Here is a 25215-nt window from a genome sequence, read left to right on the forward strand (position 1 = left end):
GTTTAAACTAATTGGTTTAATATTAATCTATAGAGTTTAAAATGTATTAGTATGAAGGAGGAATAAGGTTGAAGAGTGATGATGAGATTTTAAATTTAATATTACAAAAGATTGAGGAATTAAATTCTGGGAAAAACTTTTATATAAGTTACTTAGTATCACCAATTGATTGGAATAGTTGTAACCAAAAATTAGTTGGAGCCAAATTTAGAAGGTTGGTATTAAACAAAAGTATTCCAGTAGACTTTGCATTAGAACTTTCTCAGAGAAGAACACCTGCACTTTATGCAAAGAAGTGAAGATGAATATTACAATAGGTTTGTACTTACTTATACAAACCTATTGTAATACAGTTAGCAAGTAGATAAAAAGTCTACGTTATACCCGTTCATATGTAATGGGTTTACATATCTAAATATATAAGTGTATTTAGACTACAAGTAAGCAGTCTTTTTATATATCAATCAGGATATATAAATTTGAGGACTATAACTTGATTTACAATTTAAGGTAATGTCATTGTAATTAAAGATTGTATCAATTTTTTTATCATCTTATAACTGCTTATTTTTTATGATATGTTATTTATAATTTAACAAGTAATTACAAGAAAATCAGCAGATAGATTTGTCTATGTACTGTCCCACCATTTATTAAAAAATCATGAATAGAATGATTAGAATCAGCGAACTTATAAGTAAATTCAAGATTAGACCAATATTAACATAACTTGTAGTTTTCATAAAAACTCCTCTCAATATTTATAAATATGATTATTACCAAATTTTCTTATTTTATTCAGCGTTTATATATGATGATTATATAACATCTCTCAAGTGATACTAGAATTAATATGAAAACAAAAGGCTTAACCATTGCGGTTAAGCCTTTAATTTACGCTTCAGTACACAATATATAATATCCACCTCTAGCCATATTCACCTTAGCTTCATATTTAGTACCATCTAAACTAAAAGTAACTGGATTAGTTTTATCTATAAATTGGAGTTTATCTTTAGATTTATTGCAATGAGCTTCAATAACTTCACATATTTTTTCTGATGTTGGGTAATCTAGAGCATCCTTAAGCTCAATAGAAAAAGATTTATTCAAAAGTCTTTTAAAGAATGTACTCAAAACTTAAAGTCCTCCTTAATATTAAACTTAGTTATATATATTATGCCCGTAATATATATAATGTCAATTTGCTAGTTTTATTTATTAAAACAGTCCCACCTTTTCTATAAATGAATATCATGATATAGGAAAGGAGATGTATAAAAATGGAATATCCAATAGGGGAATTTGAAAGAGACGGAATGTCTTTGCATGATAAGTGTAAAAAATATATGAATTATCATGCAGTTTTAAAAATGAAAGATGGAAAGATGGTTGATGGAATCATTATGGGCATGGATGAGGATAATATTATCATGCTGATTCCTGAAGATGTAATGGAAGAATATAAGGACGACGATAGTTACGGTCAACATAGACAGTTTGGCGGCTTTGGCCATGGGGGGCCTGGAAGGTTTAGACGTTTTGGAAATAGGCGTTTCCCATTTGCTACTTTAGCAGCATTATCATTATTCCGTTATCCTTACTACTATCCACCATATCCATATTACTATCCATATTATCCATACTATTATCAATATTATACTTATTAAAAATAATACTTAATAAACATAAGCCTAACATCAATAGGATTGATGAATAATAGATAAAAGAGTGAATATTAGCATTAAAAAGCTTAATCATTAGTATTAAGCTTTTTAATTTTGTAAAACATTTGAATGCCCAGTTAATACCAGATATAATTAAACAAAGGGAATTTATTACAACATGATAATATAATTAAATATCTTATTGGGGGGATAAAGTTGAAGAAATTATCCGGTATTTTAATTCTAATCATGCTACTCATACTTACAGGTTGTACAAAGCAAAAAGTTACTAAAGTCAGCTATACCTATAAAGGAGAAAATGACCTTTGGACGGCTGAATATAAAGTTAATGGAACTAAAACAATAACTGAAAAGAAGGATAAAGGCCAATATAGTAGTGAATATAATAATACATTAACAGTAACCTATAAAAAGGATGTATCAGAATTAGCTTCAATGAAGAGTTTAGAAATATCATACAAAAGCAGTGCTACAGGTGGAAAGTCTAATCAAAGTTTTGATGATAACACTCCAAAGCAAAAGGCGTACACCATTAAAACAAGTAGCACAGGATCGGCGATTGAGAGAGAAGATGAAATAATAAAAGTTGATATAAATATAGATGGAAAGATTCAAACCATTGAATTAAAGAATGCTAAGTAAATGTAAATAAGGGAAGACTAAATTAATTAGACTTCCCTAAATTTTTTATTTATCAACACTTTTCTTTAACAGAGCATTAGTATTTTAAAAACCCATCTTACATTTCACTTTATTACAGTTTTCTTCAGAAGTAAGCATTTCCAAAAGCTTAAAAGCGACAGGGAAAGCTGTTGAAGGATTATAAGAGGTAATTATGTTTTTATCTATTACAATAGGTTCATCAGGTAAAACATTAACCTTAAATTCTGCTAACTCTCTTTGTCTTATTCCATTATTTAAATTATAGGTTGTGGCGTTTCTATTAACTAAAACTCCACTTTTGCCTAGGGGTAAGGCCCCAACACAAATAGAAGCTATTATTTTTCCTGCTTTATCAAATTCCCTAATTATATTTAAAAAATCTTCACTATAGGCATCTTCATAAAAGCCAGCTTCCTCAAAGCCTCCTGGTATAGCAAGTGCATCAAATTCATCAACATTAACTTCATTTATAAGCATTTCTGGAATTACTGTAAAGTTAAAAGTACACTTTAATTTTTCTCTTAGTCCAACAGTTACCAGTTTAGTTGATCCATCCCCATCTGTTTCATTCCATCCAATAACATCTGTAAAAACACTTGCTTCTACAGCTTCAAACCCATTAGCAAGAAGCAACAATACCTTTTTCATAAATATCCCCCTTTATCTCAAACTTATTAGTATATTTTAACATAATTATTAATTCTTATAAAAACCACTATTTTCTTTGTATTAAATATTTACTGTTTGTCCATAATCATAATGAGGTGATGATAATGGATGAAGAATCATTAAGTGCATTAGTAGTTTTTTCAGTTGCGTTTATACTTCTCTTGGTTTTAGCTTTAATGGACATAGCATTAATGGTATTTATACTTGGAACTTATTAATAAAGTACTATATTTTTACATTAGAGATTTATATAATTAAAATATACAAGTTTTTAATGTAGTGGGGTAGTTATGAACAAAAAACTAAGTTTAAAACTTACTTTATTTTCTTTAACTTATATAACAGTACTTATTTTTGATTATTTAAGGCATGAATATCTTTCAAGAACTTCTTTTAAGAATTATTCATGGCTTTCTTATTTTATATATAATTCAAAGGGTGATTTTAAATATTCCTTAGATGTTATCATATCTTTTATTTTGTTTGTTTTTGTAATTTTTTCTTTTATTAGAAATAGAGTCTTCAATAATTGGATTTTTATCATTTTCCCTATAATTTTTATTATTCTACATATAATTTCTCTTTTGTAGTTTTATGAAAAAAAGAGTAGATATCTTTATATAGATACTACTCTTGATTTTTTCATTAAATTACATTTATTTTGTTTTCAGCATTTCGTGACATTTATTGCAGGGAAAATCATTTTCCATACAAACATCAATATTACAGGTGGAAGTCTTTTTTATATACCCAACTCCCCATTCCATAATATGAGACATTACTGGGATAAAGCTTACTCCTATAGCCGTTAAGGAGTATTCAACCTTTGGAGGGACTTCTCTATAAACTTCTCTATGAATAAGACCATCATGTTCAAGTTCTCTTAATTGTTGAGTAAGAACTCCCCTTGAGATTGTGGGAATAAGTCTTTGAAGTTCATTAAATCTTCTTGTCTTATTATGTAAAATCCATAAGATTGTTAGTTTCCACTTCCCCATAAGAACATTTTGAGTTACTGTAACTGGACAAAGATCAGAATTATTATCCAAGAAAAACCGCATCCTTCCTTAATAGTCTTATTTACATGACTATGTCATATAAACCTGCGTACTTGTAATATGATTACTTTGATTTTACCATAATACTTATAACAAATATTTAAATTAATGAGGTAATTAAAATGGAAGAAGTATTAAAGTTATTAAAAGAAAATCCTAATGGATTTTTAGCAACAGTGGATAGTGGAAAACCTAGAGTAAGACCTTTTGGTTTTATATTAGAGGAGGAAGGAAAGTTATATTTTTGTACAAATAGCTTGAAAGAAGTCTATAAACAGCTATTAGAAGTGCCTTATGTAGAATACTCAGTTATGTCAAAGGATATGATAACTCTTAGAGTAAGTGGAGAAATAAGATTCACTGAAGAATTAGCTATGAAAGAGAAGATACTTAATGTATTTGAACCTATAAAAAAGGGATATAAGACTGCTGATAATCCTATATTTAAGGTCTTTTATATTGAACATGGAACTGCAACTATTGCAGATTTTTCAGGAAATCCCCCAAAGAAAATAGAATTTTAGAAGAATAAAATATTAAATTTAAGAATTTTGGAAATAATATAAAAGAATATATAACGTATAAATTTATAGGTTTATTTTCTATAATTCTTTGTTATAATATAAGTAAGAAATGAAGATAATAAAAATAGGGAGCAAAACATACTGGTAATATGTTTTAGGCACCCTATAGTATACAATATAAGTTGCTTAGGCAACTGGTATCACTAAAGTTTTATAGATAAAAATTAGTAGCTTCCAAATTGCGGGTGGGGCTACTATTTTTTTATATTATCTTATAACTGTAAGTACTCCAGAATCCATTTCGCATACGGTATCGCAAAGTAAGTCAATGTCCTGAGCATTATGGCTAGCAAGTATGATTGTTTTTCCTTTTGTTTTTAAATCCTGAAGTAAGGCTCGTATGTCTGCTATACCTTTTTTATCTAAACCATTAAAGGGTTCATCTAGAATTAATAAAGATGGGTCTTCCATTATGGCTTGGGCTATACCAAGTCTCTGACGCATTCCTAAAGAATACTTGCTTACAGGCTTTTTCATATCAGGATCTAAACCTACTAGCTTAAGAGTATCTTTTATAATTTCTTCTGAAATTTTTCGCTTAAGTGAGGCAAGTAATTTCAAATTATTCATTCCAGATAGTTGAGGTAAAAAGCCAGGAGTTTCTATAATTAGACCTAAATCTTGTGGAAAGTCCATATCTTTACCTACTTGTTTATCTTGTACTAAAATCTTTCCTTTAGTGGGAATTAAAAATCCACAGATACATTTCATAAGCACGGTTTTTCCACTACCATTATTGCCTACTATTCCATGAATTTTTCCTTGTTCAAAATCATGACTTACGTCACTTAAAATTTGTTCTTGCCCAAAGTTTTTAAAAATATGTTCTATATGAATTGCAGTACTCATTTTTATACCTCCGTACCAGTAAAATTAAAGTTGTAATTTCTTATACATCTAAGAGTTATCCCAAAACATACTAAAATTAAAAGGATGAATATCAAACAGCTTTGCCACAGGGTAGGTAATAAGTCATACCCAAAGTTATGCATGTTATAAGTAGCATGATTTAAGGGAGAAATCCACCCAATTGCAACATTTGCTTTATACATTAATTCATCAGGTAAGTTAAATACAGCTCTAATCAATTGGGGATTGAGTATAAATCCATATAGACTAAAGATAAATACTCCAACAACACTTAAAGATTGGCCTTTTATGATATTTAGCATTAACATCATAAAAGCCATAAGTAGAGTATAAAGTAACATTAATAAGAATATGGTAAGCATTGTTTCATATGGTGTAGACATTTCTAAAGTCTTAACAAGAGAAGGAAGAGCTATGGTTTTACCTGAATCAGAGTAACTAAGTATCGCAGCAGTATCACTCCACATATTGTTTATAAAGGAGTTACTCATGCATAATAGCACCGTTGAGAACAGGATAAAAATTAAATATACGCCTGTTGCAAGAACTACATATAATGATTGACCAATAAGCCAAATTTTTCTGTCAATTCTCATTAGGTAAAAGGGAACTCCGGGACCTAAAAACGGTATATCTGCAAATAATAAAAGAAGTAAGAGCGAGGAAAGTAAAATAGAATTACTATCACCAAAAGTCCAAACAAAGGCTTCTACAAGTTGCATGGTAGTATTATATTCATGAGCAAATCGCACAGTTTTATCAGATAGTAAAAAACAAAGTATAAAAGCTAATGCAAAAGTTACTATAATACGAGGGTTCTTGTGCCATCCTCTAAAATTGTAGGCAGCGACAGAGCCAACCTTTCTAATCTTATCCATTAATTAATTTCCTCCTTGCAAATATTCCAAAAGCTAAACTAAGTAGTATAGCAAATAATAATAAAAAGATAATAAGTCCTCCATTGCCTAGTGGCCATAAGTGAGTAGGATTAAGCCATTCCTTTGGATAGAGGTAGTAGAAGAAATCAAGATATCTTTCATAAATTATTACAAGCACATAATAGATGATAAATGGTGAAGAATAGGCAATATATCTACTTTGAGTAAAGCTTGCAAGAGTAAAACCAACTAGTGACCAAAACACCCCAGAGAAAAAGAAAATATATAATTTCTCAAATAGAGTTATCAAATATGAGGTAGCTATAACTCCCTCTATAGCAGGCCCTTCCATATGGGTAATTACTAGTGAGGAAAAAATATAGGAAATTATAATCCCAAAGGAGATAACTAAGCCTCCTGACAGTGTACATGCAATAAGTTTTCCACTAATATATGAATTCACACCACTTCTAGGTAAAAACTGTTTTATAAATCCGCTTTGAATATCATCTACAAAGGCAGAAGTAAAAGGTAAAGATGCGATTATTGGTACTGCCAGCATAACTGGTTCTGAGGTTAGTACATTAATAATCATAAGCGCGTGATATCCACTTGGCAAAGTTGGAGAGTTTGCCAAGCTAGAGAATATGCCTTCCAGGGAAGAAAGAGCTATTACAACTACCATACTCAAAGTTCCTGCTAAAAAACCTTTTGAGTAAATGGCACGTTTAATATCGGAACCAATAGTATATAACATGAGAATCCCTCCAGTTTGTGTATTTACAACGTAGTCTATGAAAACCACACTATATTTACATAGTATATTTAAGGGTTGCGACATCTTCGTATAGAAGTTGTATCAAAGTTGTATTATCTGAAAAAAATATTAAAAGCAGTATACAACTTTGTTACAATTGGGGTATAGAATTTATGATATATAAATTAGGAGGATAGATTAATGAAGGCTTTAATTGTTGAGGATGATATAGCGATAAATGATTTGATTTGCATGAATTTACGGGACATGGGTTTTATATGCACTAGTGCTCATGATGGACTTACTGCAGCTAATTTATTAGAAAAGGAAAGTTTCGATTTTGCTTTACTAGACATAATGTTGCCTCATATAGATGGATATGAGTTATTAGAATATACACGCCAGCTTGGCATCCCTGTAATATTTATTACAGCTAAAAGTTCTATTCAGGATAGGGTTAAGGGGTTAAAGCTTGGAGCAGATGATTATATTGTAAAACCTTTTGCTATATCAGAACTTACAGCTAGAGTAGAAGCCGTTCTTAGAAGATATAATAAAGGGAAGAAAATCTTAAGCTTAGAGGATGTGGAGATTAACACAGAATCTAGGCAAGTTACTAAAAGAGGTGAAGTTATAGATCTTACTCTAAAGGAATATGAACTCTTAGTAATGTTAGTTAACAATAAGAATATGGCTCTTTTTAGAGAGACTCTGTTTGAGAGAATATGGGGTTCAAACTTTATGGGAGAGACAAGAACATTAGATTTACATATACAAAGGTTACGTAAAAAATTGGGCTGGGAAGATAAGATTAAAACAGTATACAAAATAGGATATCGATTGGAAGTGTAGGAATGAAATTTTCAATTAAAATATTTATAAGCACAGTTCTAGCGGTAGCTATTTCTTTTTCAATTGGAGGATACTTACTTATTTACTCAAGCTTTATTTCTTCAAAGGATAGAGAAATTAGTCGTGCTTCAGATGAACGCTTATCAGTGCAATACATGCTTGAGTCAGCTATTGTTAGCAAGGAAATGCAGGGAAAGAGTATGACAAACTTAGAAGTGTTTTCTTCAGTTCAGGATATTGCTAAAAGTATAGAGCAGAGCAAGCAAGGTGGAAGAAAAATTATAGTTTATGATAAAGATGGGGCTGAGATATACCCTACCTTAGGGAAAAAAGACAATAGTATATCAGGGCTTACTTCATTAAAAGCTGGAGACAACCTATATAATATACACAAAGAAGATGGAATATATAATCTTTATGTAACTGGGATAATTAGTAATAGTTCTGGAAGTATTTACTTAAGCTACGTGAGAGATATTAGCGATGTATTTATGGAAATGAATACTCAGTTACATATGTTTATGATTTACCAATGTGTAATTATATTTTTAAGTGCAGCTGTAGTTTTTATAATTTCATGGTTACTTACTCGTAATGTGCGCAAACTTACAGAGGTTAGCAGAAGAATTTCTGCAGGGGAGTATGATAAAAGAGCAGATATAAAATCTTCAGATGAAATAGGAGAATTAGCTAAAAGCTTTAATAGCATGGCCATATCAGTAGAGGATAAGATTAGTAAGCTCGAGCAATCTTCTACTGCAAAGGATGAATTTATAGCTAATTTTACTCATGAATTTAAAACTCCCATGACTTCAATAATTGGATATTCTGATATGTTAAGGAGTAAGGAATTAGATTCTAAAACTACATTTAAGGCTGCAAACTATATCTATAGTGAGGCTAACAGGCTAGAAGCCTTATCACTAAAAATGCTTGATTTAGTAATGCTTCAAGGGAAGGATTTTAAATTTATTCCTATTAATACTAAGGAACTAATAAGATATGTAGTTGAGGTTGCTATGCCATCCTTTAAACAAAGTGAGATTACATTAAAGTCATCTGCAGAAGAGGGCACTGTAGTAGTTGAACCTGACCTTATGAAGACTTTATTAAACAATGTTGTAGATAATGCAAGAAAAGCCTCAGAAATAGGATCTACAGTTGAACTATTAGGTCATAAAGATGACGAAAATTATACATTTACTATAATTGATCATGGTAAAGGTATACCAGAAGAAGAATTAAGTAAGATAACTGAAGCTTTTTATATGGTGGATAAATCTCGATCAAGAGCACAGCATGGGGTAGGGTTAGGGCTAGCTATAGCAGAAAGAATTACAAAATTACATAATACTACTTTAAAGATTGATAGCATAGTAGGAGTTGGAACTACAGTAAACATTAAATTACCATGCTATAAAGCCAAAGGAGGGGATAATAATGAATAAAGCAGTAAAATATACCTTAATGGTTTTAATGGCATGCATTATTATTACCTTAAGTGTTTTTATGCCAGGGATTATGCTCAGTAAATCAGAAGAAAGTATAATAAATCATTCAGTTGTGATGAGTGGTGAAAACAACTCAGTTAACCCAAATACTCAAAATGATTTAGAACCAAAAGCTCAAAGTATTGCAGAAAGTTTAGCTAAAAAGGTAGCTTTATATGAGAAATATTCACATGAAGGTGCTTTGGTTAAGGAATCTACTACAGGCAGCATGGGAATGAGAGAAGCTATCGCTACTTCTACAAAGCAGATATCAGCTATAATAGACAAGAAAGGATTGCCTAACTTAAGTGGATTTCCAGAGTCCTATAATGTTGATGCGGAGCTAAGAGAAATAAAAGAGAATAGCACTGTACTTCAATATTGGAATATTAACTTAAGTCCAAAGAATGATGAGGGCAGAAATAACAAAGGAATATCTCTTGCAATAGACGCAAATACAGGGGTAATTTTAGTATTTAAATTTACTATAAATGAGAGTAGTACTATTAATATAGAGGATATGGCAGAGACTATAGCAGTACATATGAATATGCCAGGACGGCTTGTTTCTTTAAATAAAAAGCAACTTCAAAATGCTGTTTGGAGTTTTGATAATTCATCTCTTTCAATGAATCTACAGATAAATGAGCAAGCTGGTTACACGATATTTTCAATGAGCTTAGAAACAGAAAGCTTGCAAATGAAATAAGTTAAATAATATGCAATTATGATACAACTTATATACTATGATGATGCAGTGCCCCTTTACGCTTTAGTAAAGGGGTATTTTTTATATAAATAAAAAGGAGGAAAAGATGAAAAGGTATTTTGTTAAGGAATTAATTCATAGAAGCATAAAATTTAGAGGTATTAAATTAATAAGAAAGGTAGCACTATTTACAGTATTGATAGCAACAATAGGGTTTATGGTTGCTTGCAAGAAAGCACCTGAAAAGCCGCCAGTCACAAGTAAGCAGCAAGATATTAATGGTAAGGTAGTAGATAATACGGATGGAACTAATATATTCAAGAATTTATCTGATACTATAAAAGAGGATATTAAAAATGGGGGAACAAGCTTAAAAATTGATGCAAAAGTGCAGGTGCCTAAAACTTCAAAAGTCTCAGTAGTTACAGTAAAACCAGATGGAATTGATCAAGCTAGGGTAGATAAAATAATAGATACATTTATGAAGGGGAAACAGCTATATAAACCAAATGAGCTTATGACTAAAAAGGGAATCCAAGATTATATTACATTAATGAATGCATATAGTTTGCCAAATAATGAAAATGATGAAATAAAAAAGAGTGATGGAGATCCAATTGATCCGGTAGCGATAGGAGGAAGTACTAAAGCTAGATTAACTAAACAGGTTGAACCAGGAGCTAGTACAATGTATCAAAAAGAAGCACAGGAACTCTTATCAAAAGCACCAGAAAGTCCAGAAAGAAAAGCTGCTGCAAAGACATTAGAAAATGTTGATGAAAGTGATCTTAAAAGCAATGGAAAGACATATAAAGGCTTTCATGGGAAATCACTAAATGTAGTAGTAGATTCAGGAAAAGGATACGATGAAGAACTTTATACTTCTACATCGAATTCTTTAAAAAGCTCTATGGCTCGTATTATAAATCACGATAGCACTCAAGTATATAAATTTCATGAATACACAGGAAGTAGTGCTAGAGGAATGAAGATGTCTTTAGAGGAAGTAAAGAAATTAGCACAAGATACTCTTAATTCAATTGGAATTGCAGACCTAAAGCTTACAGAAATTAATCTAGCTACGTTAATGCCATTAACAAAAGAGGATGATCCAAATAAAATGAATCAAGCATATGGGTTATGGTTTACTCGAGATGTAGCAGGCGTACCTACAACTCTAGACTTAGCAGAGGAAAAACTACAAAATGATGAGTCATATGGGTATGAACGTCTATTTATGCTTATTGATGATACAGGGGTAATAGAGTTTCACTGGCAATCTCCTGCAAAAGTAACTGGAACTATATCTTCTGATGCAGAGATAAAGCCTTTTAATGATATAATGGAAGTCTTTAAGAAACAGTTCTTTATTCGATATGCTCAAAGTGGTAAGAATAATGAAAATACTACTTATGACATAAATCGTATAACCTTTGGAATGATGAGAGTAAATGTTAAAGGCAAAGAAGATGAATTTACTATGGTGCCAGTTTGGGATTTCTTTGGATCAAAAACATCAAAGGATGGGAAAGTGGATCATACTTATAATAGTTTTATGACCATTAATGCTATAGATGGCTCAATAATAGATAGAACTCAAGGATATTAATTTAAAGGAGGTCAATTTTTGACTTCCTTTAACAATTTTTACGGAAGAATAAAAAATAGTGAGGAAAATGTAAAGTCCTCACTTGATTTATTAATCAATCTACAAATTTTTATCTTCCGGCAAGACTTAAGGCGGTTTCTGTAGTTTTCATGTCTACTTTAAATTGTTCCTTTAAGTCATGGGCATTATAATAGCCTTTTTTCTCCATATATCTAAATATTTTTTCATGAGTAGCTATAGCATGGTTTAATTGATTTCTTAAAGTTTGCCTTACCTCAGGTGAAGTAGTTTCTGTTAGTGCTATTGAGTAATTTCTTACTGCACTTTTAGCTGCTACTAAAAAGTCTGTAGCTATTACTTGATCTGTTAACTTATCCATCCCAGTGATGCTTTCTATTATTCCATTCATAAAATCACCTTCTTTTATATAATGTAGCCTATAGGCCTTGTGACTGTGCGATTGTTGACTTTTCCATAAGGTTACTTAGTTCTTTTATGTGTTGCTTTCCAGTAGCTACATCATCTTTTAAAATCCTCTTTAACTCATCATCAGAAACCAACGGTGACATAGTGACACATTTAGTTAATGAAAGATTTTTTAGGGTTAAAAGTTCATGTATTTGAATGGCTTCATTTGGTGTAATATATTTATCTTCCATTTAGTTTAAGCCTCCTTATTATAACTATTTAAAAACTTTAAGGTTTAAGAACTACTTTTATACAATCTTCTGTTTTTGTGTCAAAAGCTTCATAGCCATGAGCAGCATCTTCTAGTGGAAGTCTATGGGTAATAATGTCGCTTGGGTCAACCTTACCTTCTTGCATTAAGGTATATAATGTAGGCATATAAGGAATTACAGGTGCTTGACCAGTTCTTATATTAATATTTCTATTAATTATGTCGCCAAAAGGAAATCCATTATACCTTCCGCCGTATACTCCAGTTACCTGAATCATTCCACCTTTTCTAACTGCTTGAGTCGCTGTTATAAAGCCACCCAAGGCGCCACTTTGAAGCTTTGCTCCAGTACCTACAAATTCTAAAGGAGTCATTTTCCCATCCATACCAACGCAGTCTATGACAATATCGGCACCACCATGAGTTATTTCTCTTAAGTATTCTCCAGTGTTATCATGTCTTTCAAAATTTATTGTTTCTACATTGTTATATTTCTTAGCATGCTCTAAACGATAATCTATGTAATCTACTGCAATTACTCTTTCTGCACCATGAAGCCATGCGAATTTTTGAGCTAAAAGCCCTACTGGACCGCATCCTAATATAATAACTGTATTTCCACTTTTAACGCCAGCATTCTCCACACTCCAATAAGCAGTTCCCATAGCATCTGACATTAATAGCAAGTTTTCATCTTGAATTTCACAATCCTCAGGAACTTTAAATGGGGTAAAGTTTCCATACGGAACTCTTAAATATTCTGCTTGACCGCCAGGGTATCCACCAAAGGTATCAGAATATCCTAAAAATCCTCCATTTTCTCCATTAGGATTTGAGTTATCGCACATACAGGTTAAATCGTGTTTACAATAAAAACATTCACCACAACTCACGTTAAAAGGAACAACAACTTTGTCTCCTTTTTTTAGATTTTTAACTTCTTTACCCACCTCTTCAACAATTCCCATAGGTTCATGTCCTATGATATAGTCTTGATGTAAATTTGGAACCATATCATGAATAAGATGCAAATCTGATCCGCAGATAGCTGTATTTGTAATTTTCACAATTATATCATCAGGTTTAACTATAGTAGGAGCAGGAACATCTTTAACTTCAACTCGTTTAATTCCTTGGAATGTTACAGCTTTCATTATGTTACCTCCTTAATTATTTTTCTGGAGTTGCAAAATTTCCTAGTCTATTTGTGTTTCCAGGAAATAAATCTAAGTTAGCTATTTGAGTTGCAGTTTCTGAGGATTCTATATCCATTCTAAATTGTTTTTCCAAGTCAACTGGATGAAACCAACCTTTACTTAGCATAAGATCAGATATTTCTGCATGTAAGTTTAATGCATCATCTAATTGTCTTTGTAGAACGGATCTTACGGATGGAGAAGATGCTTCTGTTAGTGCAATAGCACAGTTTCTAACTCCACTTTTTGCATTAAGTAAAAAGGTAAGAGACATGGTCTCATCTATTAGTTTTGGCATTCCTTCAGCATTTCTTACTTCTAAGTAATCAGTAATCATCTATCTTAAACCTCCTATCTTATAGTTGGAGCTTTTGACAATAAATTCTGTAAATCTGTTATTGCAGTCATTGATTGTCTTACATCTTTTTCAAGTAACTTTTTTAAATCTTGATCAAAAACTACACCTTCCATTAATTTTGATGTAGTCATACAAACAGTCTTAAAGTTTAGCATTTCATGTACCTGCATAGTTTCATTAGGTGCTAGTTTTAAAACCTCCATTTCTTCACCTCCTATTTCTTTTGCTTAAATTAGTTTTTCTTATATAATATAGGCTTATACTGTGAAGTTAATAGCAAAGTAATAGTACTGCTGGGATAAATCTCTAGAGGTGATATTATAAGGATTATATATTTTATAAACAAAGCTTTAATGATATAGTTGTTATTAGCAGTAATAGTTATATAATAAAAGATACGGGAAGTAATATTATATCTAAGTTTGGGATATGAGGAGTTTTTATGGAGAATTTCATCAATATTTTTATAAGCATTATATGCATTTTTATCTCTATAATGAATTTAGTTACGATTAAGTTCACTAAAAAAGAAGTGCTAATATTTATTTCTATAGCAATATTAGGATCATTTCCTTTTGGACTCATCTATCCATATTTATCTATAATTCCCATGAATTTAATTTTAATATTTTGTTTATATAAGAAAACTCATAATATTGGAATGAGTGTAATATTACCATTAACAGCTACAATAATATGTGTGGTGGCTACCTATATTTTAACTTTTATAGCTATGTTTGTTTTTAAGATTAATATGGGAGAAAACTATAGAGAAACAAATATTTATTATGTCTTGATAGTTTTAATTTTCCCACTGATAATTGTAATAAGTAGTGTTATTGGAATGATAATAAACAAAAAAAATGTTGAACAAGCCCTAAAATTTAAAAATAGACCCCTATATTTAATTATTGCTATGTTAGTCTTCACACTTATAGTTTTTTATATAAATATAATAATTGAGGATAATAGTGAAGCAACTAATAGAGCTGCCAAGATAAATGTAATATTATTTCTAGTATATTTCGGCATTCTTATAGCAATAATGTATGTATTGCTTAGAGGGGTAACTAAAGATTTAGAAATTAAAAATAAGCAAACACAGATGCAAAATCTGCAAGAATATACGGTAAATCTTGAACGACTATATTCAGAAATGAGAGCATTTAGACATGATTATATAAATATAATATCCTCTATGATAGGGCATATGGATAATAATGATATGGAAGGCTTAAAGAAACATTTTTATGATAATATTATTCCCTTAAGTGCAGGTATGGAAAATAATAATTTTAAAATAGGTCATTTAAAGAATATTGAAATACCAGAAGTTAAAGGATTGCTATCTTCTAAACTCGTTAGAGCACAGGAAATAGGAATAGATGTAAATATAGATATAGCTGAGAGAATAAGTGAAATCAAAATTAACGTAATAGATGCAACTAGAGCACTAGGTATATTATTAGATAATGCAATAGAAGCAGCCCAAGAGTGTGAAAAACCCAAGTTAGATATAGGCTTTGTTAGGGTATATGAAACTCTGCTTATCGTAATTAAAAATAATTGCGTAAGTGTCCCTAAAATATTTGAGATAAATAAAAAAGGCTTTTCAACTAAAGGGAAAAATAGGGGATTGGGACTTAGTAATTTAAGAGAAATAATTGATAAATATGATAATGTTTTTTTAGAAACTAATATAAAGGAAACGGAGTTTATACAAAAGCTCACTCTAAGCTAGAGTGAGCTTTTTATAATTAGATCATCGGATGTTTATTTTTATATTTGAACTTAAAAATTATATAAGCTATGAAGTTTGGAATAATGTGTATACTCTGAGTGTTAGCGTGAATATTAAGCTCTTCAAAAGACATTTCATCGTATAGTTTTGCCTGAGAACCTGCCCTTAGCTCTTTTTCATATAAAGAAACTAAATAGTGGTATTGAAGTGGTATCATCAAAATTAAATATAGTGCAAATATTCCAATAAGAATATAAACGAAAACTGGACTCATAACCATACCTACACATATTTCAAATAACTCTTTATAAGTTATATTATACCACATGTATATCAAAGATAAAAGATTCAAAGTAATTTTTATGATAATTAAGACAATCTTAATATAATAAAATTATGAAAAAAGATAAGGAATTATGTATAAATTAATATCTGTTTTTACGTTTATTACTATAAATTAGTCTTTTACTACAAATAGAATAAATGGTACCAAATAGGTGTTAAAATAAGAGCGGAATCTATAATTTCAATTTTATGGTATAGGTTAGAGAGAATATATGGGGGAATATAATGGTGGCCAGGTTAACAATTAATACACCAGACTCAAGGAAAGATGAATATGATATATACATAAATGAAAGAATGGTTAAGTTGCAGAATAAAAATTGTTATGAAGTCCTAGAAATAAATAAAGATAGATGTAGAATAAAAGTTATAAAAAAGCATGTATGTGATTATGATAATTGGATTATTAAAGGACTTTTAGGATTTATGAAAGATATGGTGTCAAAAGCAGGAATATATTCAAGAAAAGGCGATGTGATAGGAGTATTTAGAGCAGTTTGTGAAGGGGTTCTTATATTAGATGGAGATACAGATTTAAATATAAAATTAGATAGAAATAGAATATACTTCGCATCTAATGCAGAGGGGTTTTTAATTAATGTGAGTACTGATAATAAAAACTCAATATGGAAAGAAGAAATGAATAGGTTGGAGTTTCCTGAGTATCTAAGAAAAAGATGGGATATTATAAAAATACCTTTCTTAATATTGGCGACAATTTTATTAATATTGTTTTCCATTATTCTAATAAATGAACTAAAATTTTTAGTTAGATAAAAACTTTATTCAAAAGTTCTAATAAAATATTCAATAAAAGAGGTGGGTTTATCCCATCTTTTTTATTGCGATTATTTCAAGCATAATAAGAATAGGAAGATTACATATGCCTAATAAAAGTATAGACATTTAAAAAATAAATTCATATAATAAGGGTGTTAATAATATAAAATAGAAGTTAATACTTATTAAAGAATGGAGGGTCAGAGATTGAAATACAATTTTCCTGAAAACTTTTGGTGGGGGGCTGCTACTTCAGGACCACAATCAGAAGGAAGATTTAACAAGAAGCATAGAAATGTATTCGATTATTGGTATGATATAGAACCTAGTGAATTTTTTGATGAGGTTGGACCCAATATAGCATCTAACTTCTATAATAGCTATAAATCAGATTTGAAAATGATGAAAAGTATTGGCTTTAATTCTTTTAGAACATCGATTCAATGGACTAGATTGATAAAGGACTTTGAGACATTAGAAGTTGATTATGATGGTGTTAATTTTTATAACTCAGTAATTGATGAATGTATAAAAAATGAAATGACACCAGTAATGAATTTACACCATTTTGACTTGCCTATTGAACTATATGAAAAATATAGTGGATGGGAATCAAAATATGTTGTAGAACTTTTCGCTAAATTTGCAAGAAAGGCATTTGAGCTTTTCGGAGATAGAGTAAAGTATTGGACAACATTTAATGAACCTATAGTTATAGTGCAAGGACAATATATTGGAGAATTTCATTATCCAAAGATAGTTGATGGCAAAAAAGCTATGCAGGTAGCTTTCAATTTAAATCTTGCATCAGCTAGAGCTATTGAGGAATTTAGAAAAGTTGAGCACAATAAGGATGGAAAGATAGGAATAATACTTAACCTTACGCCAGCATATCCAAGATCAAATTCTAAAGAAGATTTACTTGCAGCAGATTATGCAAATAAGTTCCATAATGAATTGTTCCTTGATCCGGCAGTTTTAGGTAAGTTTCCTGATGGAATAGAGGAAACACTTAAAAATGATGGGGTGCTATGGGAAGCTACTAGTGAGGAATTAAATATTATAAAGAGCAACAAAGTTGATTTCTTAGGAGTAAATTACTATCAACCTATTAGAGTAAAGGCTAGAGAAAGTGAATTTGATTATTCTAACGGATGGTTTCCAGATAAATATTTTGAAGCATACGAAATGCCAGGAAGAAGAATGAACCCTCATAGAGGCTGGGAGATATATCCTGAGGCTATTTACGATATAGCAATAAATATTAAAGATAATTATGGGAATATCCCTTGGTATATTTCTGAAAATGGAATGGGTGTACAAAATGAAGAAAGATTCTTAAATGCAGAAGGAGTCATTGAAGATGACTACAGAATAGATTTTATAACTGAGCATCTACAGTTTTTGCATAAGGGAATAGAAGAAGGAAGTAGTTGTTTTGGATATCATTTATGGACACCTATAGATTGTTGGTCATGGATAAATGCTTATAGAAATAGATATGGATTTATTTCTTTAGATTTAAAAACTCAGAAAAAGACTATTAAAAAGTCTGGATACTGGTTTAAAGAAGTTACTGAAAATAATGGATTTTAATTAAGTTATAAAGTAAAAACGAGAGAATTTAAGATTAATTCTCTCGTTTTATATTAATTATCTTACTATTACAGTTTCAAAAGCAAAACGATCGTACCTATGTATTGATATAGAATATTCAAAGGCAGTACCATTTTCTAGATAAGCAACTTGTTCAACAACTGCTACTGGATCATCTGCTTTAAGTTTTAAATACTTTTGTTCAAGTTCATTTGACTTTCTAACTCTAATAGTTCTGTGAGAACTTTGAACTTTAAGACCAAGATCTGCTTCAATATAAGAATAAATTGATGCCATAGTATGCTGCTTCCTAAGACCAGGAATCAGGTTTATTGGCATAAAGGTATGTTCAATAACATAAGGTTCTTCATCAACATATCTTACTCTTAATAGATTATATACAAATTCTTCGCTTTCTAAGTTAAGCTTTTGTGTAACTTCTTCATTACTAGAAACAACATCAAAGGTAATAAGCGTACTGGTTACCTTGCGGTCACTATATAAAGCAGTAAGACCTCTAAATTGATTAGAAACTAAAAGTCTATTCATATCTATATTACTAATGCTTTTAACAAATGTTCCAGAACCTCTTCTTTTGACAATCAGCCCTTCAGCTACTAAAATATCTAAAGCTTTTTTTACTGTCATTTTGCTTGCGTTGTATTTTATGCATAAATCTTTCTCAAAAGGCAATTGCTCATTGGCTTGAAGCACGCCTTTAACAATCTGAGTTCTAATATCATTTGCAATTTGTGTATATTTTGTCATAGCAATCTCCCTAAAATATAAATATTATATAAATTAATAGGTATATACTTAGATAATATCACAATATATCTAGAACATATACTTATATTTATTAAAAATAAGGGATTATCAATAAATAAGCCAATTTTATTTATTAATATCAGCTAAATTCACTATACTTATTTATAGACAAAACAAAAAGAGTACCGCAAAGATAAAATCCTTCCCCAAGAATTTTAACCTTAAAGTACCCTTTTCATTTTGGGAGAAAAATTATATTTAATCAACAGTGTAGACTTAATTAAATATTTATATTGTTACCCTTAACCCCTATACCAAAAAGTGCTTTTTTCTGGTTTATAAATACACCCATAAGAATTGGCAGAATTAAAGATATTAATATGCTAAGATTAAACCCATTTAAAATCAATGAGTATATAGTGTTGAGTGTTACTGAAGTAAAGTAAAGGAAAATGCCTATAACTTTTTTAAATAATATAAAAATAATACCGGTTATTATGATTAAAACCAATATGGCAGTTAAAATTACTTGTCCCAAAGTGATTTTTGCAGCTCCTTCTGCTCCGGCAATTTGTACGATTTGATCTTTATGTAAATAAGTAGATGTTAGTAGAATTATTGATAAGATGCTGAAAAATAATTGGATTACAACAACAGCTATTATGCCACCACCTAGGGTTTTATCTTCGTAATTTTCCATATCTATTTTTCACCTCTTCTTGCACAACCTATTTTATTTACTTCTTATATGAATTATAGCAAGAATATCATAGCTTGTTTCAAAAAAGTAATAAGTGATGTTTTTTTTGTAATAACCGTTCTAAATTTATATTTATATGAAAATAAAATCAGATAAATAGCTATATTTCCTTATAATTACCTAATTCAAAAGAAGTCTTTATATACACTCAAACTTCCAGACATTTTTCTTCTTGATAATATATGGAAGACATATGGTATAATAAGATTGTGCTGTAATCATGATGGGGGGGAGTAAGTCTTGCTCAATGTATTTATTTGTGAAGATGATGCAAGTCAAAGGGAAAGTTTTAAGAGAATAATAGATAACATAATTACAATAGAAGATTTTGATATGTGTTTAGCATTAGAGACTGGAAATCCAAACGAATTGGTGGAGTACGTAAGTAATCATAAAGGAAGAGGGTTATACTTCTTAGATGTAGACTTAAGTTCAGACATAAATGGTATCGATTTAGCCGTGGAAATAAGAAAAGAGGATCCTAATGGATATATAGTTTTTGTAACCACCCATGGAGAGCTTAGCTACTTAACATTCCAGTATAAGATTGAGGCAATGGATTATATAGTAAAAGATGATTTTGAAAACTTAAAGAATAAAATTCACGAGTGCATAAAAGAAGCAGATAAAAGATATCACATTAAAACGACTGATGAAAAGAGGTTCTATATTAAAATAGGAGATAAGGTTATAAATATGGAATTTAACAAAATCCTATTTTTTGAAACTTCTAATGTTATACATAAAATCATTCTCCATGGTCTGGACAGGCAGATTGAATTTTATTCAAAGATGAAAGAACTTGAAGAAATGCTAGATAATAATTTTTATAGATGTCATAAATCTTACATTGTAAATAAGACAAATATAAAAGAGATAGATCTAAAAAATAGAATAGCTTATATGGTTAATGGAGAAGAATGCTACATTTCAAGCAGATATATTAAAGGATTAGTTAAATAATATGATGAAGATGCTTAAGGTTAATTATGACTTTAAGTATCTTTTTATTTAATTTAAATCTAAATCATAACGGTTATTACAAAAAAACTACTTTTCATTACATAAATAATATTTTAAAACACTCTTCTTATATAATAAAATAAACAATATTTTAGAACACAATCAGTCGAAATTTTTGTAATTAGGAGGAATACCATGAGAAGGATAATTGAAAATATTATTTTATTCATTTCCTTTTTTCTAATTGTACATTTTACCGGAAAATTAATAAAAAACTATTTAATGGCGGCAATGATTTGTGCGATATTATGTACAATAGTTTTATTTGTAAGAAATCATGTTAAAAACTATGATTAAAATAGTTTGTACAAGCAAGAAGATATATTTATTATTAGCTGAGTTAAAAGATTTTAAATAAAATCCTTTTTATGAAGTAAGCTTATTGACTATATAAGGATATTCTAATATAATTATTTCGTACTGGGGGATTAAAATGAAAGATAATATAAATTTAACAGAAGGAAAAATAACAACAGGTCTTATTAAACTAGCATTACCTATTATAGCGACTAACTTTATTCAAACTGCCTATGGGATGGTTGACATGATATGGGTAGGTAAGCTTGGAAGTAAAGCAGTAGCTGCAGTGGGGACAGCAAGCTTTTTTATAAACTTAGCATTAGCTTTGTTTGCAATTATTATGATAGGGAGCGGAGTTAAGATAGCCCAAAGTGTTGGGGCGAACAAAAAAGAAGAAACATTAATATATATAAAAAATAGCTTTATATTATCAGTAATTTTAGCGGTGGTTTATTCAATATTAATAGTAGTACTTAAAAATAAGCTTATAGGCTTTTTTCAACTGAATGATATAGAAATAGAAAAAATGGCAAAGGATTTTTTAGTTTATTCAGCTGTAGGCGTTATTTTTATGTATTTTAATTCAATCCAAAGCACTATATTAAATAGCTTTGGAAATAGTAAGCTACCTTTTAAGGCAAATACAATTGGCTTTATAACAAATATAATACTAGATCCGATACTTATTTTGGGGATTGGCCCAGTAGCTGGAATGGGAGTTGCAGGAGCAGCTATAGCTACAAATCTCTCAAGAATTATAGTATTTATTATTTTTATCTTTACAGCAAAGGAGTATTTTAGTTTCAAGGGTATTTCTGTAAAGTTTGATTTTATTAAAGCTAAAGAAGTATTAAAGATGGGTATGCCGGTTTCACTTCAAAGGGTTAGTTTTATAGGAATATCAATAATTATTGCAAGACTAATTACAAGGTTTGGAGCCACAGCCATAGCAGTTCAAAAAGTAGGAGTACAATTAGAATCTGTATCATATATGGCAATAGGGGGAATACAAGGAGCTATAGCAGCTTACGTAGGTCAAAACTATGGAGCTAAGAAGTACAAAAGAATAGAAAAAGGTTATTTTAGTGCGTTAACGACCACAATAATATTTGGACTTATAATTTCAATTATTTTCATTTTGTTCCCAAGGGAATTGTTTAGTATTTTTATTCAAGAAAAAGCAGCAGTGGATTTAGGTACTAGTTATATGCGAATTTTAGGGTTTTCCCAAGTGTTTATGTGTATGGAGCTTCTTACAGTAGGTGCTTTTAATGGAGTAGGAAAAACTTATGTTCCGCCGATTATAAGTATTACATTTACAGCTTTAAGAATACCCATGGCAATGATATTATCAAAAGATAGTGTACTTGGGCTTAATGGAATATGGGCAAGTATAAGTTTAAGTAGTTTAATAAAAGGAATAATATTAGTTACTTGGTTTATTATATTTTTAAGAAAAACCTTTGTAGTAGATAGGAGAGAACAGTGTAATGGAACGTATTGACAATAAATTATTAGAATCAATTTTAACTGAAGATATAGTAACAAAATTATTTAAAGGAAACTTTGGACTTGAAAAAGAAAATGTAAGGGTTAGTAAGGATGGTAAATTATCACTAACTCCCCACCCTGCCATATTTGGAGATAAGTTAAAGAATCCATATATTAAAACTGATTTTTCAGAAAGCCAAGTAGAGGTAATTACACCAGTCTGTAATAGTATAGACGAACTTTATGATTATATAGAAAATCTTCAAAACATAGTATCTCTATCCATTGGAGAAGAATATTTGTGGCCACAAAGTAATCCACCTATCTTACCAAGTAATGAAGAAATACCAATAGCTGTTTTTTCTGAGGAAGGTAAGGAAGAGAGATTATATAGAGAGAAACTATCAGAAAAGTATGGTAGAAAGAAACAACTTCTATCAGGTATACACTACAATTTTTCATTTAAAGAAGAGTTTATAAATAGTTTATATAAAAGCCTTGGAGAGGGAGAAAGTCTAAAAGAATTTAAAAATAAAATTTATCTTAAGATAACAAGAAATTTTATCAAATATAGATGGTTTTTGATTTATTTAACTGGAGCTAGTCCCGTATTCCATGAGACTTATTTAGATAGATGTACAGATGATATTCAGGAGTTAGCAGACAGAAGCTGTTACTTCAAAAATATGATGTCTTTAAGAAATAGTAAATGGGGATATAAAAATAAAGAAGATTATTTAGTTAATTATGATTCATTAGAGCAGTACATTGGAAGTATTCAAAGGCTTATTAATGATGGAAAATTAGATAATGCTAGTGAATTTTACGGTCCAGTTAGATTAAAAAGTACTTGTAAAAGATGTTCTCAAGAGAAACTTATGAAGGATGGAATTGAATATCTAGAAATAAGAATTTTAGATCTAAATCCTCTTAATAAAAATGGAATATTTATAGAAGATTTATATTTGGTGCATTTATTTATGATATACATGTTGTTCATGAAAGAAGGCACATTAACAGAATCTGAGCAAAAAATTGCTAATATAAATCATAAAGTTGCAACCATGGCAGGAAGAAGAGAAGATAGCTTTATCTATAACAATGTTGGAGAAAAAGCTTCATTCAAGGAAGAAGCCCTAAAAATAATTGATGACTTAATAGATATAGTTAATAAGATGGATTATAAAACTGATTATCTAAGAAAGGTTATAGAATCAGCTAGAGAAAAAGTTTTAGACGTAAGTAAGACTTATGCGGCTGTTATTACTAAAGAAATAATAGATAGTAGTTATGTAAGTTTTCATCTAAATAAGGCAAAAGATTACTATGAAGAAAGCAAAAGACAGGATTTTAGTTTAATAGGATATGAAGACTTAGAACTTTCAACTCAAATATTACTTAAAAATGCTATAAAAAGAGGAATAGGAGTTGAAGTTTTAGATAGAGAAGAAAACTTTGTAAGATTAAAGAAAGATAACAAAGTTGAATATGTAAAGCAAGCAACTAAGACTTCAAAAGATTCTTATAGTACCGTACTTGTTATGGAAAATAAGGTTGTAACAAAGGAAGTTCTAAAAGAAAATGGAGTAAGAGTTCCCTCAGGAAAAAACTATAACAGCATTGAAGATGCAAGGGCTGACTATGAATTGTTTAAGGATAAACAAATAGTAGTAAAGCCTAAGTCGACTAACTTTGGAATAGGGATATCTATATTTAAGGAGGAGTTTTCAAAGGGAGATTTTACTAGAGCTCTAGAGATAGCCTTTGAAAATGATAAAACTGCATTAGTAGAGGAATTTATAAGTGGTAAGGAATACAGATTCTTAGTGATAGCTGATGAAGTTGTAGGAATACTTCATAGAGTTCCTGCAAATGTTCAAGGGGACGGAGCAAGAACTATTAGTGAATTAGTTAAGGAGAAAAATAAACATCCATTAAGGGGAAAAGGATATAAGACTCCTCTTGAAAAAATATCTTTAGGAGAAATTGAAGAAATGTTCCTTAAAGCGCAAGGAAAGAACTTTGATTATGTTCCTAAAGAAGGCGAAATTGTTTATTTAAGAGAAAACTCTAATATAAGTACTGGCGGAGATAGCATTGACTTTACGGATGAGATGCATGAGAGCTATAAAACTATGGCTATAAAATCTGCCAAGGCAGCTGGAGCAACTATTTGTGGAGTTGATATGATGATACAGGATATAAAGGTTCCGTTAAATGAAAGTAATTATGGGATAATAGAATTAAATTTTAATCCTGCTATACACATTCACTGTTATCCTTATATAGGAAAAAATAGAGGAGCTGGAGATAAGGTACTAGACGTACTATTCGGAAAATAAGAAATAGGA

General features: G+C 30.0%; 29 protein-coding genes. 15 read left to right on the forward strand and 14 right to left on the reverse strand.

Translation table 11 applies throughout. From position 1 onward, the window contains the following. The first annotated feature begins 68 nt into the window (after positions 1 to 68). Positions 69 to 299, forward strand: coding sequence for a hypothetical protein (locus JK634_RS17865; RefSeq protein ID WP_202769085.1), 231 nt, complete (start codon positions 69 to 71; stop codon positions 297 to 299). Between the two features lie 595 nt (positions 300 to 894). Here the strand turns inward: JK634_RS17865 and JK634_RS17870 are convergent. Then, positions 895 to 1137: a DUF4318 domain-containing protein gene (locus JK634_RS17870; RefSeq protein WP_202769086.1), complete on the reverse strand. Its 243-nt coding sequence runs from the start codon at positions 1135 to 1137 to the stop codon at positions 895 to 897. A 146-nt stretch (positions 1138 to 1283) separates the two neighbouring features. On the opposite strand from JK634_RS17870, the gene JK634_RS17875 reads away from it, so the two are divergent. Next, a complete protein-coding gene (locus JK634_RS17875) occupies positions 1284 to 1670 on the forward strand; it encodes a hypothetical protein (RefSeq protein WP_202769087.1) in 387 nt (128 codons plus the stop codon). 213 nt (positions 1671 to 1883) lie between these two features. Beyond that, positions 1884 to 2330, forward strand: a complete 447-nt coding sequence (locus JK634_RS17880) for a hypothetical protein (RefSeq protein ID WP_202769088.1) — start codon at positions 1884 to 1886, stop codon at positions 2328 to 2330. A gap of 84 nt (positions 2331 to 2414) precedes the next feature. Here the strand turns inward: JK634_RS17880 and JK634_RS17885 are convergent, their stop codons facing one another. After that, positions 2415 to 2999 (reverse strand): DJ-1/PfpI family protein, encoded by a 585-nt coding sequence (locus tag JK634_RS17885; RefSeq protein WP_202769089.1) that lies wholly within the window; start codon positions 2997 to 2999, stop codon positions 2415 to 2417. A gap of 677 nt (positions 3000 to 3676) precedes the next feature. Then, a complete protein-coding gene (locus tag JK634_RS17890; protein ID WP_338031246.1) occupies positions 3677 to 4069 on the reverse strand; it encodes a winged helix-turn-helix transcriptional regulator in 393 nt (130 codons plus the stop codon). Between the two features lie 131 nt (positions 4070 to 4200). Here JK634_RS17890 and JK634_RS17895 point away from each other — a divergent pair, with 131 nt between their 5' ends. After that, positions 4201 to 4602, forward strand: coding sequence for a pyridoxamine 5'-phosphate oxidase family protein (locus tag JK634_RS17895; protein WP_202769091.1), 402 nt, complete (start codon positions 4201 to 4203; stop codon positions 4600 to 4602). A gap of 267 nt (positions 4603 to 4869) precedes the next feature. Here the strand turns inward: JK634_RS17895 and JK634_RS17900 are convergent, their stop codons facing one another. From JK634_RS17900 to JK634_RS17910, 3 genes are read right to left on the reverse strand one after another with little or no spacing between them, the layout of a single operon-like run. Beyond that, positions 4870 to 5511, reverse strand: a complete 642-nt coding sequence (locus JK634_RS17900; protein ID WP_202769092.1) for an ATP-binding cassette domain-containing protein — start codon at positions 5509 to 5511, stop codon at positions 4870 to 4872. 2 nt (positions 5512 to 5513) lie between these two features. Further along, positions 5514 to 6410, reverse strand: a complete 897-nt coding sequence (locus tag JK634_RS17905) for a hypothetical protein (RefSeq protein ID WP_207753670.1) — start codon at positions 6408 to 6410, stop codon at positions 5514 to 5516. Next, positions 6403 to 7167: a hypothetical protein gene (locus JK634_RS17910; protein WP_202769093.1), complete on the reverse strand. Its 765-nt coding sequence runs from the start codon at positions 7165 to 7167 to the stop codon at positions 6403 to 6405. The genes JK634_RS17905 and JK634_RS17910 overlap by 8 nt, the downstream gene beginning before the upstream one ends. 201 nt (positions 7168 to 7368) lie before the next feature. Between JK634_RS17910 and JK634_RS17915 the strand changes: the two genes are divergently transcribed. From JK634_RS17915 to JK634_RS17930, 4 genes are all read left to right on the forward strand, one after another. After that, on the forward strand, positions 7369 to 8019 hold the full coding sequence (locus tag JK634_RS17915; protein ID WP_202769094.1) for a response regulator transcription factor: 651 nt from the start codon (positions 7369 to 7371) through the stop codon (positions 8017 to 8019). A 2-nt stretch (positions 8020 to 8021) separates the two neighbouring features. Further along, positions 8022 to 9467 carry a sensor histidine kinase gene (locus tag JK634_RS17920; protein ID WP_202769095.1) on the forward strand — a complete coding sequence of 482 codons (1446 nt, stop codon included), beginning with the start codon at positions 8022 to 8024 and terminating at the stop codon, positions 9465 to 9467. After that, entirely contained in the window at positions 9460 to 10218 is a 759-nt protein-coding gene (locus JK634_RS17925; RefSeq protein WP_202769096.1) for a hypothetical protein, read from the forward strand. The genes JK634_RS17920 and JK634_RS17925 overlap by 8 nt, the downstream gene beginning before the upstream one ends. A gap of 106 nt (positions 10219 to 10324) precedes the next feature. Then, positions 10325 to 11827 carry a DUF6034 family protein gene (locus tag JK634_RS17930; RefSeq protein ID WP_202769097.1) on the forward strand — a complete coding sequence of 501 codons (1503 nt, stop codon included), beginning with the start codon at positions 10325 to 10327 and terminating at the stop codon, positions 11825 to 11827. Between the two features lie 109 nt (positions 11828 to 11936). On the opposite strand, the gene JK634_RS17935 is transcribed toward JK634_RS17930, so the two are convergent. Genes JK634_RS17935 through JK634_RS17955 form a run of 5 tightly spaced genes read right to left on the reverse strand, consistent with a single transcriptional unit; the run spans position 11937 to position 14263 of the window. After that, on the reverse strand, positions 11937 to 12236 hold the full coding sequence (locus JK634_RS17935) for a spore coat protein (RefSeq protein ID WP_202769098.1): 300 nt from the start codon (positions 12234 to 12236) through the stop codon (positions 11937 to 11939). A gap of 28 nt (positions 12237 to 12264) precedes the next feature. After that, positions 12265 to 12486, reverse strand: a complete 222-nt coding sequence (locus tag JK634_RS17940; RefSeq protein ID WP_202769099.1) for a spore coat protein — start codon at positions 12484 to 12486, stop codon at positions 12265 to 12267. Positions 12487 to 12523: 37 nt separating this feature from the next. Continuing rightward, positions 12524 to 13660 carry a zinc-dependent alcohol dehydrogenase gene (locus JK634_RS17945; RefSeq protein ID WP_202769100.1) on the reverse strand — a complete coding sequence of 379 codons (1137 nt, stop codon included), beginning with the start codon at positions 13658 to 13660 and terminating at the stop codon, positions 12524 to 12526. A 16-nt stretch (positions 13661 to 13676) separates the two neighbouring features. Then, positions 13677 to 14039 (reverse strand): spore coat protein, encoded by a 363-nt coding sequence (locus JK634_RS17950; RefSeq protein WP_202769101.1) that lies wholly within the window; start codon positions 14037 to 14039, stop codon positions 13677 to 13679. A gap of 14 nt (positions 14040 to 14053) precedes the next feature. Next, complete coding sequence (locus tag JK634_RS17955; protein WP_202769102.1) at positions 14054 to 14263, reverse strand: spore coat protein; 210 nt, start codon at positions 14261 to 14263, stop codon at positions 14054 to 14056. A gap of 239 nt (positions 14264 to 14502) precedes the next feature. Between JK634_RS17955 and JK634_RS17960 the strand changes: the two genes are divergently transcribed. Next, entirely contained in the window at positions 14503 to 15801 is a 1299-nt protein-coding gene (locus JK634_RS17960; RefSeq protein ID WP_202769103.1) for a sensor histidine kinase, read from the forward strand. Positions 15802 to 15817: 16 nt separating this feature from the next. On the opposite strand, the gene JK634_RS17965 is transcribed toward JK634_RS17960, so the two are convergent. After that, positions 15818 to 16129, reverse strand: a complete 312-nt coding sequence (locus JK634_RS17965; protein WP_243425655.1) for a DUF3949 domain-containing protein — start codon at positions 16127 to 16129, stop codon at positions 15818 to 15820. Between the two features lie 242 nt (positions 16130 to 16371). Here JK634_RS17965 and JK634_RS17970 point away from each other — a divergent pair, with 242 nt between their 5' ends. After that, complete coding sequence (locus JK634_RS17970; protein ID WP_202769105.1) at positions 16372 to 16923, forward strand: hypothetical protein; 552 nt, start codon at positions 16372 to 16374, stop codon at positions 16921 to 16923. 210 nt (positions 16924 to 17133) lie between these two features. After that, positions 17134 to 18522: a glycoside hydrolase family 1 protein gene (locus JK634_RS17975; RefSeq protein ID WP_274601374.1), complete on the forward strand. Its 1389-nt coding sequence runs from the start codon at positions 17134 to 17136 to the stop codon at positions 18520 to 18522. Between the two features lie 57 nt (positions 18523 to 18579). On the opposite strand, the gene JK634_RS17980 is transcribed toward JK634_RS17975, so the two are convergent. Next, complete coding sequence (locus JK634_RS17980) at positions 18580 to 19290, reverse strand: GntR family transcriptional regulator (protein ID WP_202769107.1); 711 nt, start codon at positions 19288 to 19290, stop codon at positions 18580 to 18582. 280 nt (positions 19291 to 19570) lie between these two features. Next, complete coding sequence (locus JK634_RS17985) at positions 19571 to 19990, reverse strand: hypothetical protein (RefSeq protein WP_202769108.1); 420 nt, start codon at positions 19988 to 19990, stop codon at positions 19571 to 19573. 300 nt (positions 19991 to 20290) lie between these two features. Between JK634_RS17985 and JK634_RS17990 the strand changes: the two genes are divergently transcribed. From JK634_RS17990 to gshAB, 4 genes are all read left to right on the forward strand, one after another. Beyond that, entirely contained in the window at positions 20291 to 21013 is a 723-nt protein-coding gene (locus JK634_RS17990; RefSeq protein ID WP_202769109.1) for a LytR/AlgR family response regulator transcription factor, read from the forward strand. Positions 21014 to 21208: 195 nt separating this feature from the next. After that, the gene (locus tag JK634_RS17995; protein ID WP_202769110.1) at positions 21209 to 21370 is read left to right on the forward strand and encodes a hypothetical protein; all 162 of its coding nucleotides are present in this window, start codon (positions 21209 to 21211) and stop codon (positions 21368 to 21370) included. A gap of 136 nt (positions 21371 to 21506) precedes the next feature. Beyond that, positions 21507 to 22877, forward strand: coding sequence for an MATE family efflux transporter (locus JK634_RS18000; protein ID WP_202769111.1), 1371 nt, complete (start codon positions 21507 to 21509; stop codon positions 22875 to 22877). Beyond that, positions 22864 to 25206, forward strand: a complete 2343-nt coding sequence (gshAB, locus tag JK634_RS18005) for a bifunctional glutamate--cysteine ligase GshA/glutathione synthetase GshB (RefSeq protein ID WP_202769112.1) — start codon at positions 22864 to 22866, stop codon at positions 25204 to 25206. Before JK634_RS18000 ends, gshAB begins: the two co-directional genes overlap by 14 nt. Positions 25207 to 25215 lie beyond the last annotated feature (9 nt).

The sequence above is a fragment of the Clostridium paridis genome (assembly GCF_016765615.1).
Lineage (GTDB): Bacteria > Bacillota > Clostridia > Clostridiales > Clostridiaceae > Clostridium_T > Clostridium_T paridis.

Coding starts and splice junctions, on each gene's coding strand:
- JK634_RS17875 (WP_202769087.1), top strand. CDS start 1,284: ATGGAATATCCAATAGGGGAATTTGAAAGAGACGGAATGTCTTTGCAT.
- JK634_RS17885 (WP_202769089.1), bottom strand. CDS start 2,999: ATGAAAAAGGTATTGTTGCTTCTTGCTAATGGGTTTGAAGCTGTAGAA.
- JK634_RS17895 (WP_202769091.1), top strand. CDS start 4,201: ATGGAAGAAGTATTAAAGTTATTAAAAGAAAATCCTAATGGATTTTTA.
- JK634_RS17900 (WP_202769092.1), bottom strand. CDS start 5,511: ATGAGTACTGCAATTCATATAGAACATATTTTTAAAAACTTTGGGCAA.
- JK634_RS17905 (WP_207753670.1), bottom strand. CDS start 6,410: ATGGATAAGATTAGAAAGGTTGGCTCTGTCGCTGCCTACAATTTTAGA.
- JK634_RS17910 (WP_202769093.1), bottom strand. CDS start 7,167: ATGTTATATACTATTGGTTCCGATATTAAACGTGCCATTTACTCAAAA.
- JK634_RS17915 (WP_202769094.1), top strand. CDS start 7,369: ATGAAGGCTTTAATTGTTGAGGATGATATAGCGATAAATGATTTGATT.
- JK634_RS17920 (WP_202769095.1), top strand. CDS start 8,022: ATGAAATTTTCAATTAAAATATTTATAAGCACAGTTCTAGCGGTAGCT.
- JK634_RS17925 (WP_202769096.1), top strand. CDS start 9,460: ATGAATAAAGCAGTAAAATATACCTTAATGGTTTTAATGGCATGCATT.
- JK634_RS17930 (WP_202769097.1), top strand. CDS start 10,325: ATGAAAAGGTATTTTGTTAAGGAATTAATTCATAGAAGCATAAAATTT.
- JK634_RS17935 (WP_202769098.1), bottom strand. CDS start 12,236: ATGAATGGAATAATAGAAAGCATCACTGGGATGGATAAGTTAACAGAT.
- JK634_RS17940 (WP_202769099.1), bottom strand. CDS start 12,486: ATGGAAGATAAATATATTACACCAAATGAAGCCATTCAAATACATGAA.
- JK634_RS17945 (WP_202769100.1), bottom strand. CDS start 13,660: ATGAAAGCTGTAACATTCCAAGGAATTAAACGAGTTGAAGTTAAAGAT.
- JK634_RS17950 (WP_202769101.1), bottom strand. CDS start 14,039: ATGATTACTGATTACTTAGAAGTAAGAAATGCTGAAGGAATGCCAAAA.
- JK634_RS17955 (WP_202769102.1), bottom strand. CDS start 14,263: ATGGAGGTTTTAAAACTAGCACCTAATGAAACTATGCAGGTACATGAA.
- JK634_RS17960 (WP_202769103.1), top strand. CDS start 14,503: ATGGAGAATTTCATCAATATTTTTATAAGCATTATATGCATTTTTATC.
- JK634_RS17965 (WP_243425655.1), bottom strand. CDS start 16,129: ATGTGGTATAATATAACTTATAAAGAGTTATTTGAAATATGTGTAGGT.
- JK634_RS17970 (WP_202769105.1), top strand. CDS start 16,372: ATGGTGGCCAGGTTAACAATTAATACACCAGACTCAAGGAAAGATGAA.
- JK634_RS17980 (WP_202769107.1), bottom strand. CDS start 19,290: ATGACAAAATATACACAAATTGCAAATGATATTAGAACTCAGATTGTT.
- JK634_RS17985 (WP_202769108.1), bottom strand. CDS start 19,990: ATGGAAAATTACGAAGATAAAACCCTAGGTGGTGGCATAATAGCTGTT.
- JK634_RS17995 (WP_202769110.1), top strand. CDS start 21,209: ATGAGAAGGATAATTGAAAATATTATTTTATTCATTTCCTTTTTTCTA.
- JK634_RS18000 (WP_202769111.1), top strand. CDS start 21,507: ATGAAAGATAATATAAATTTAACAGAAGGAAAAATAACAACAGGTCTT.
- gshAB (WP_202769112.1), top strand. CDS start 22,864: ATGGAACGTATTGACAATAAATTATTAGAATCAATTTTAACTGAAGAT.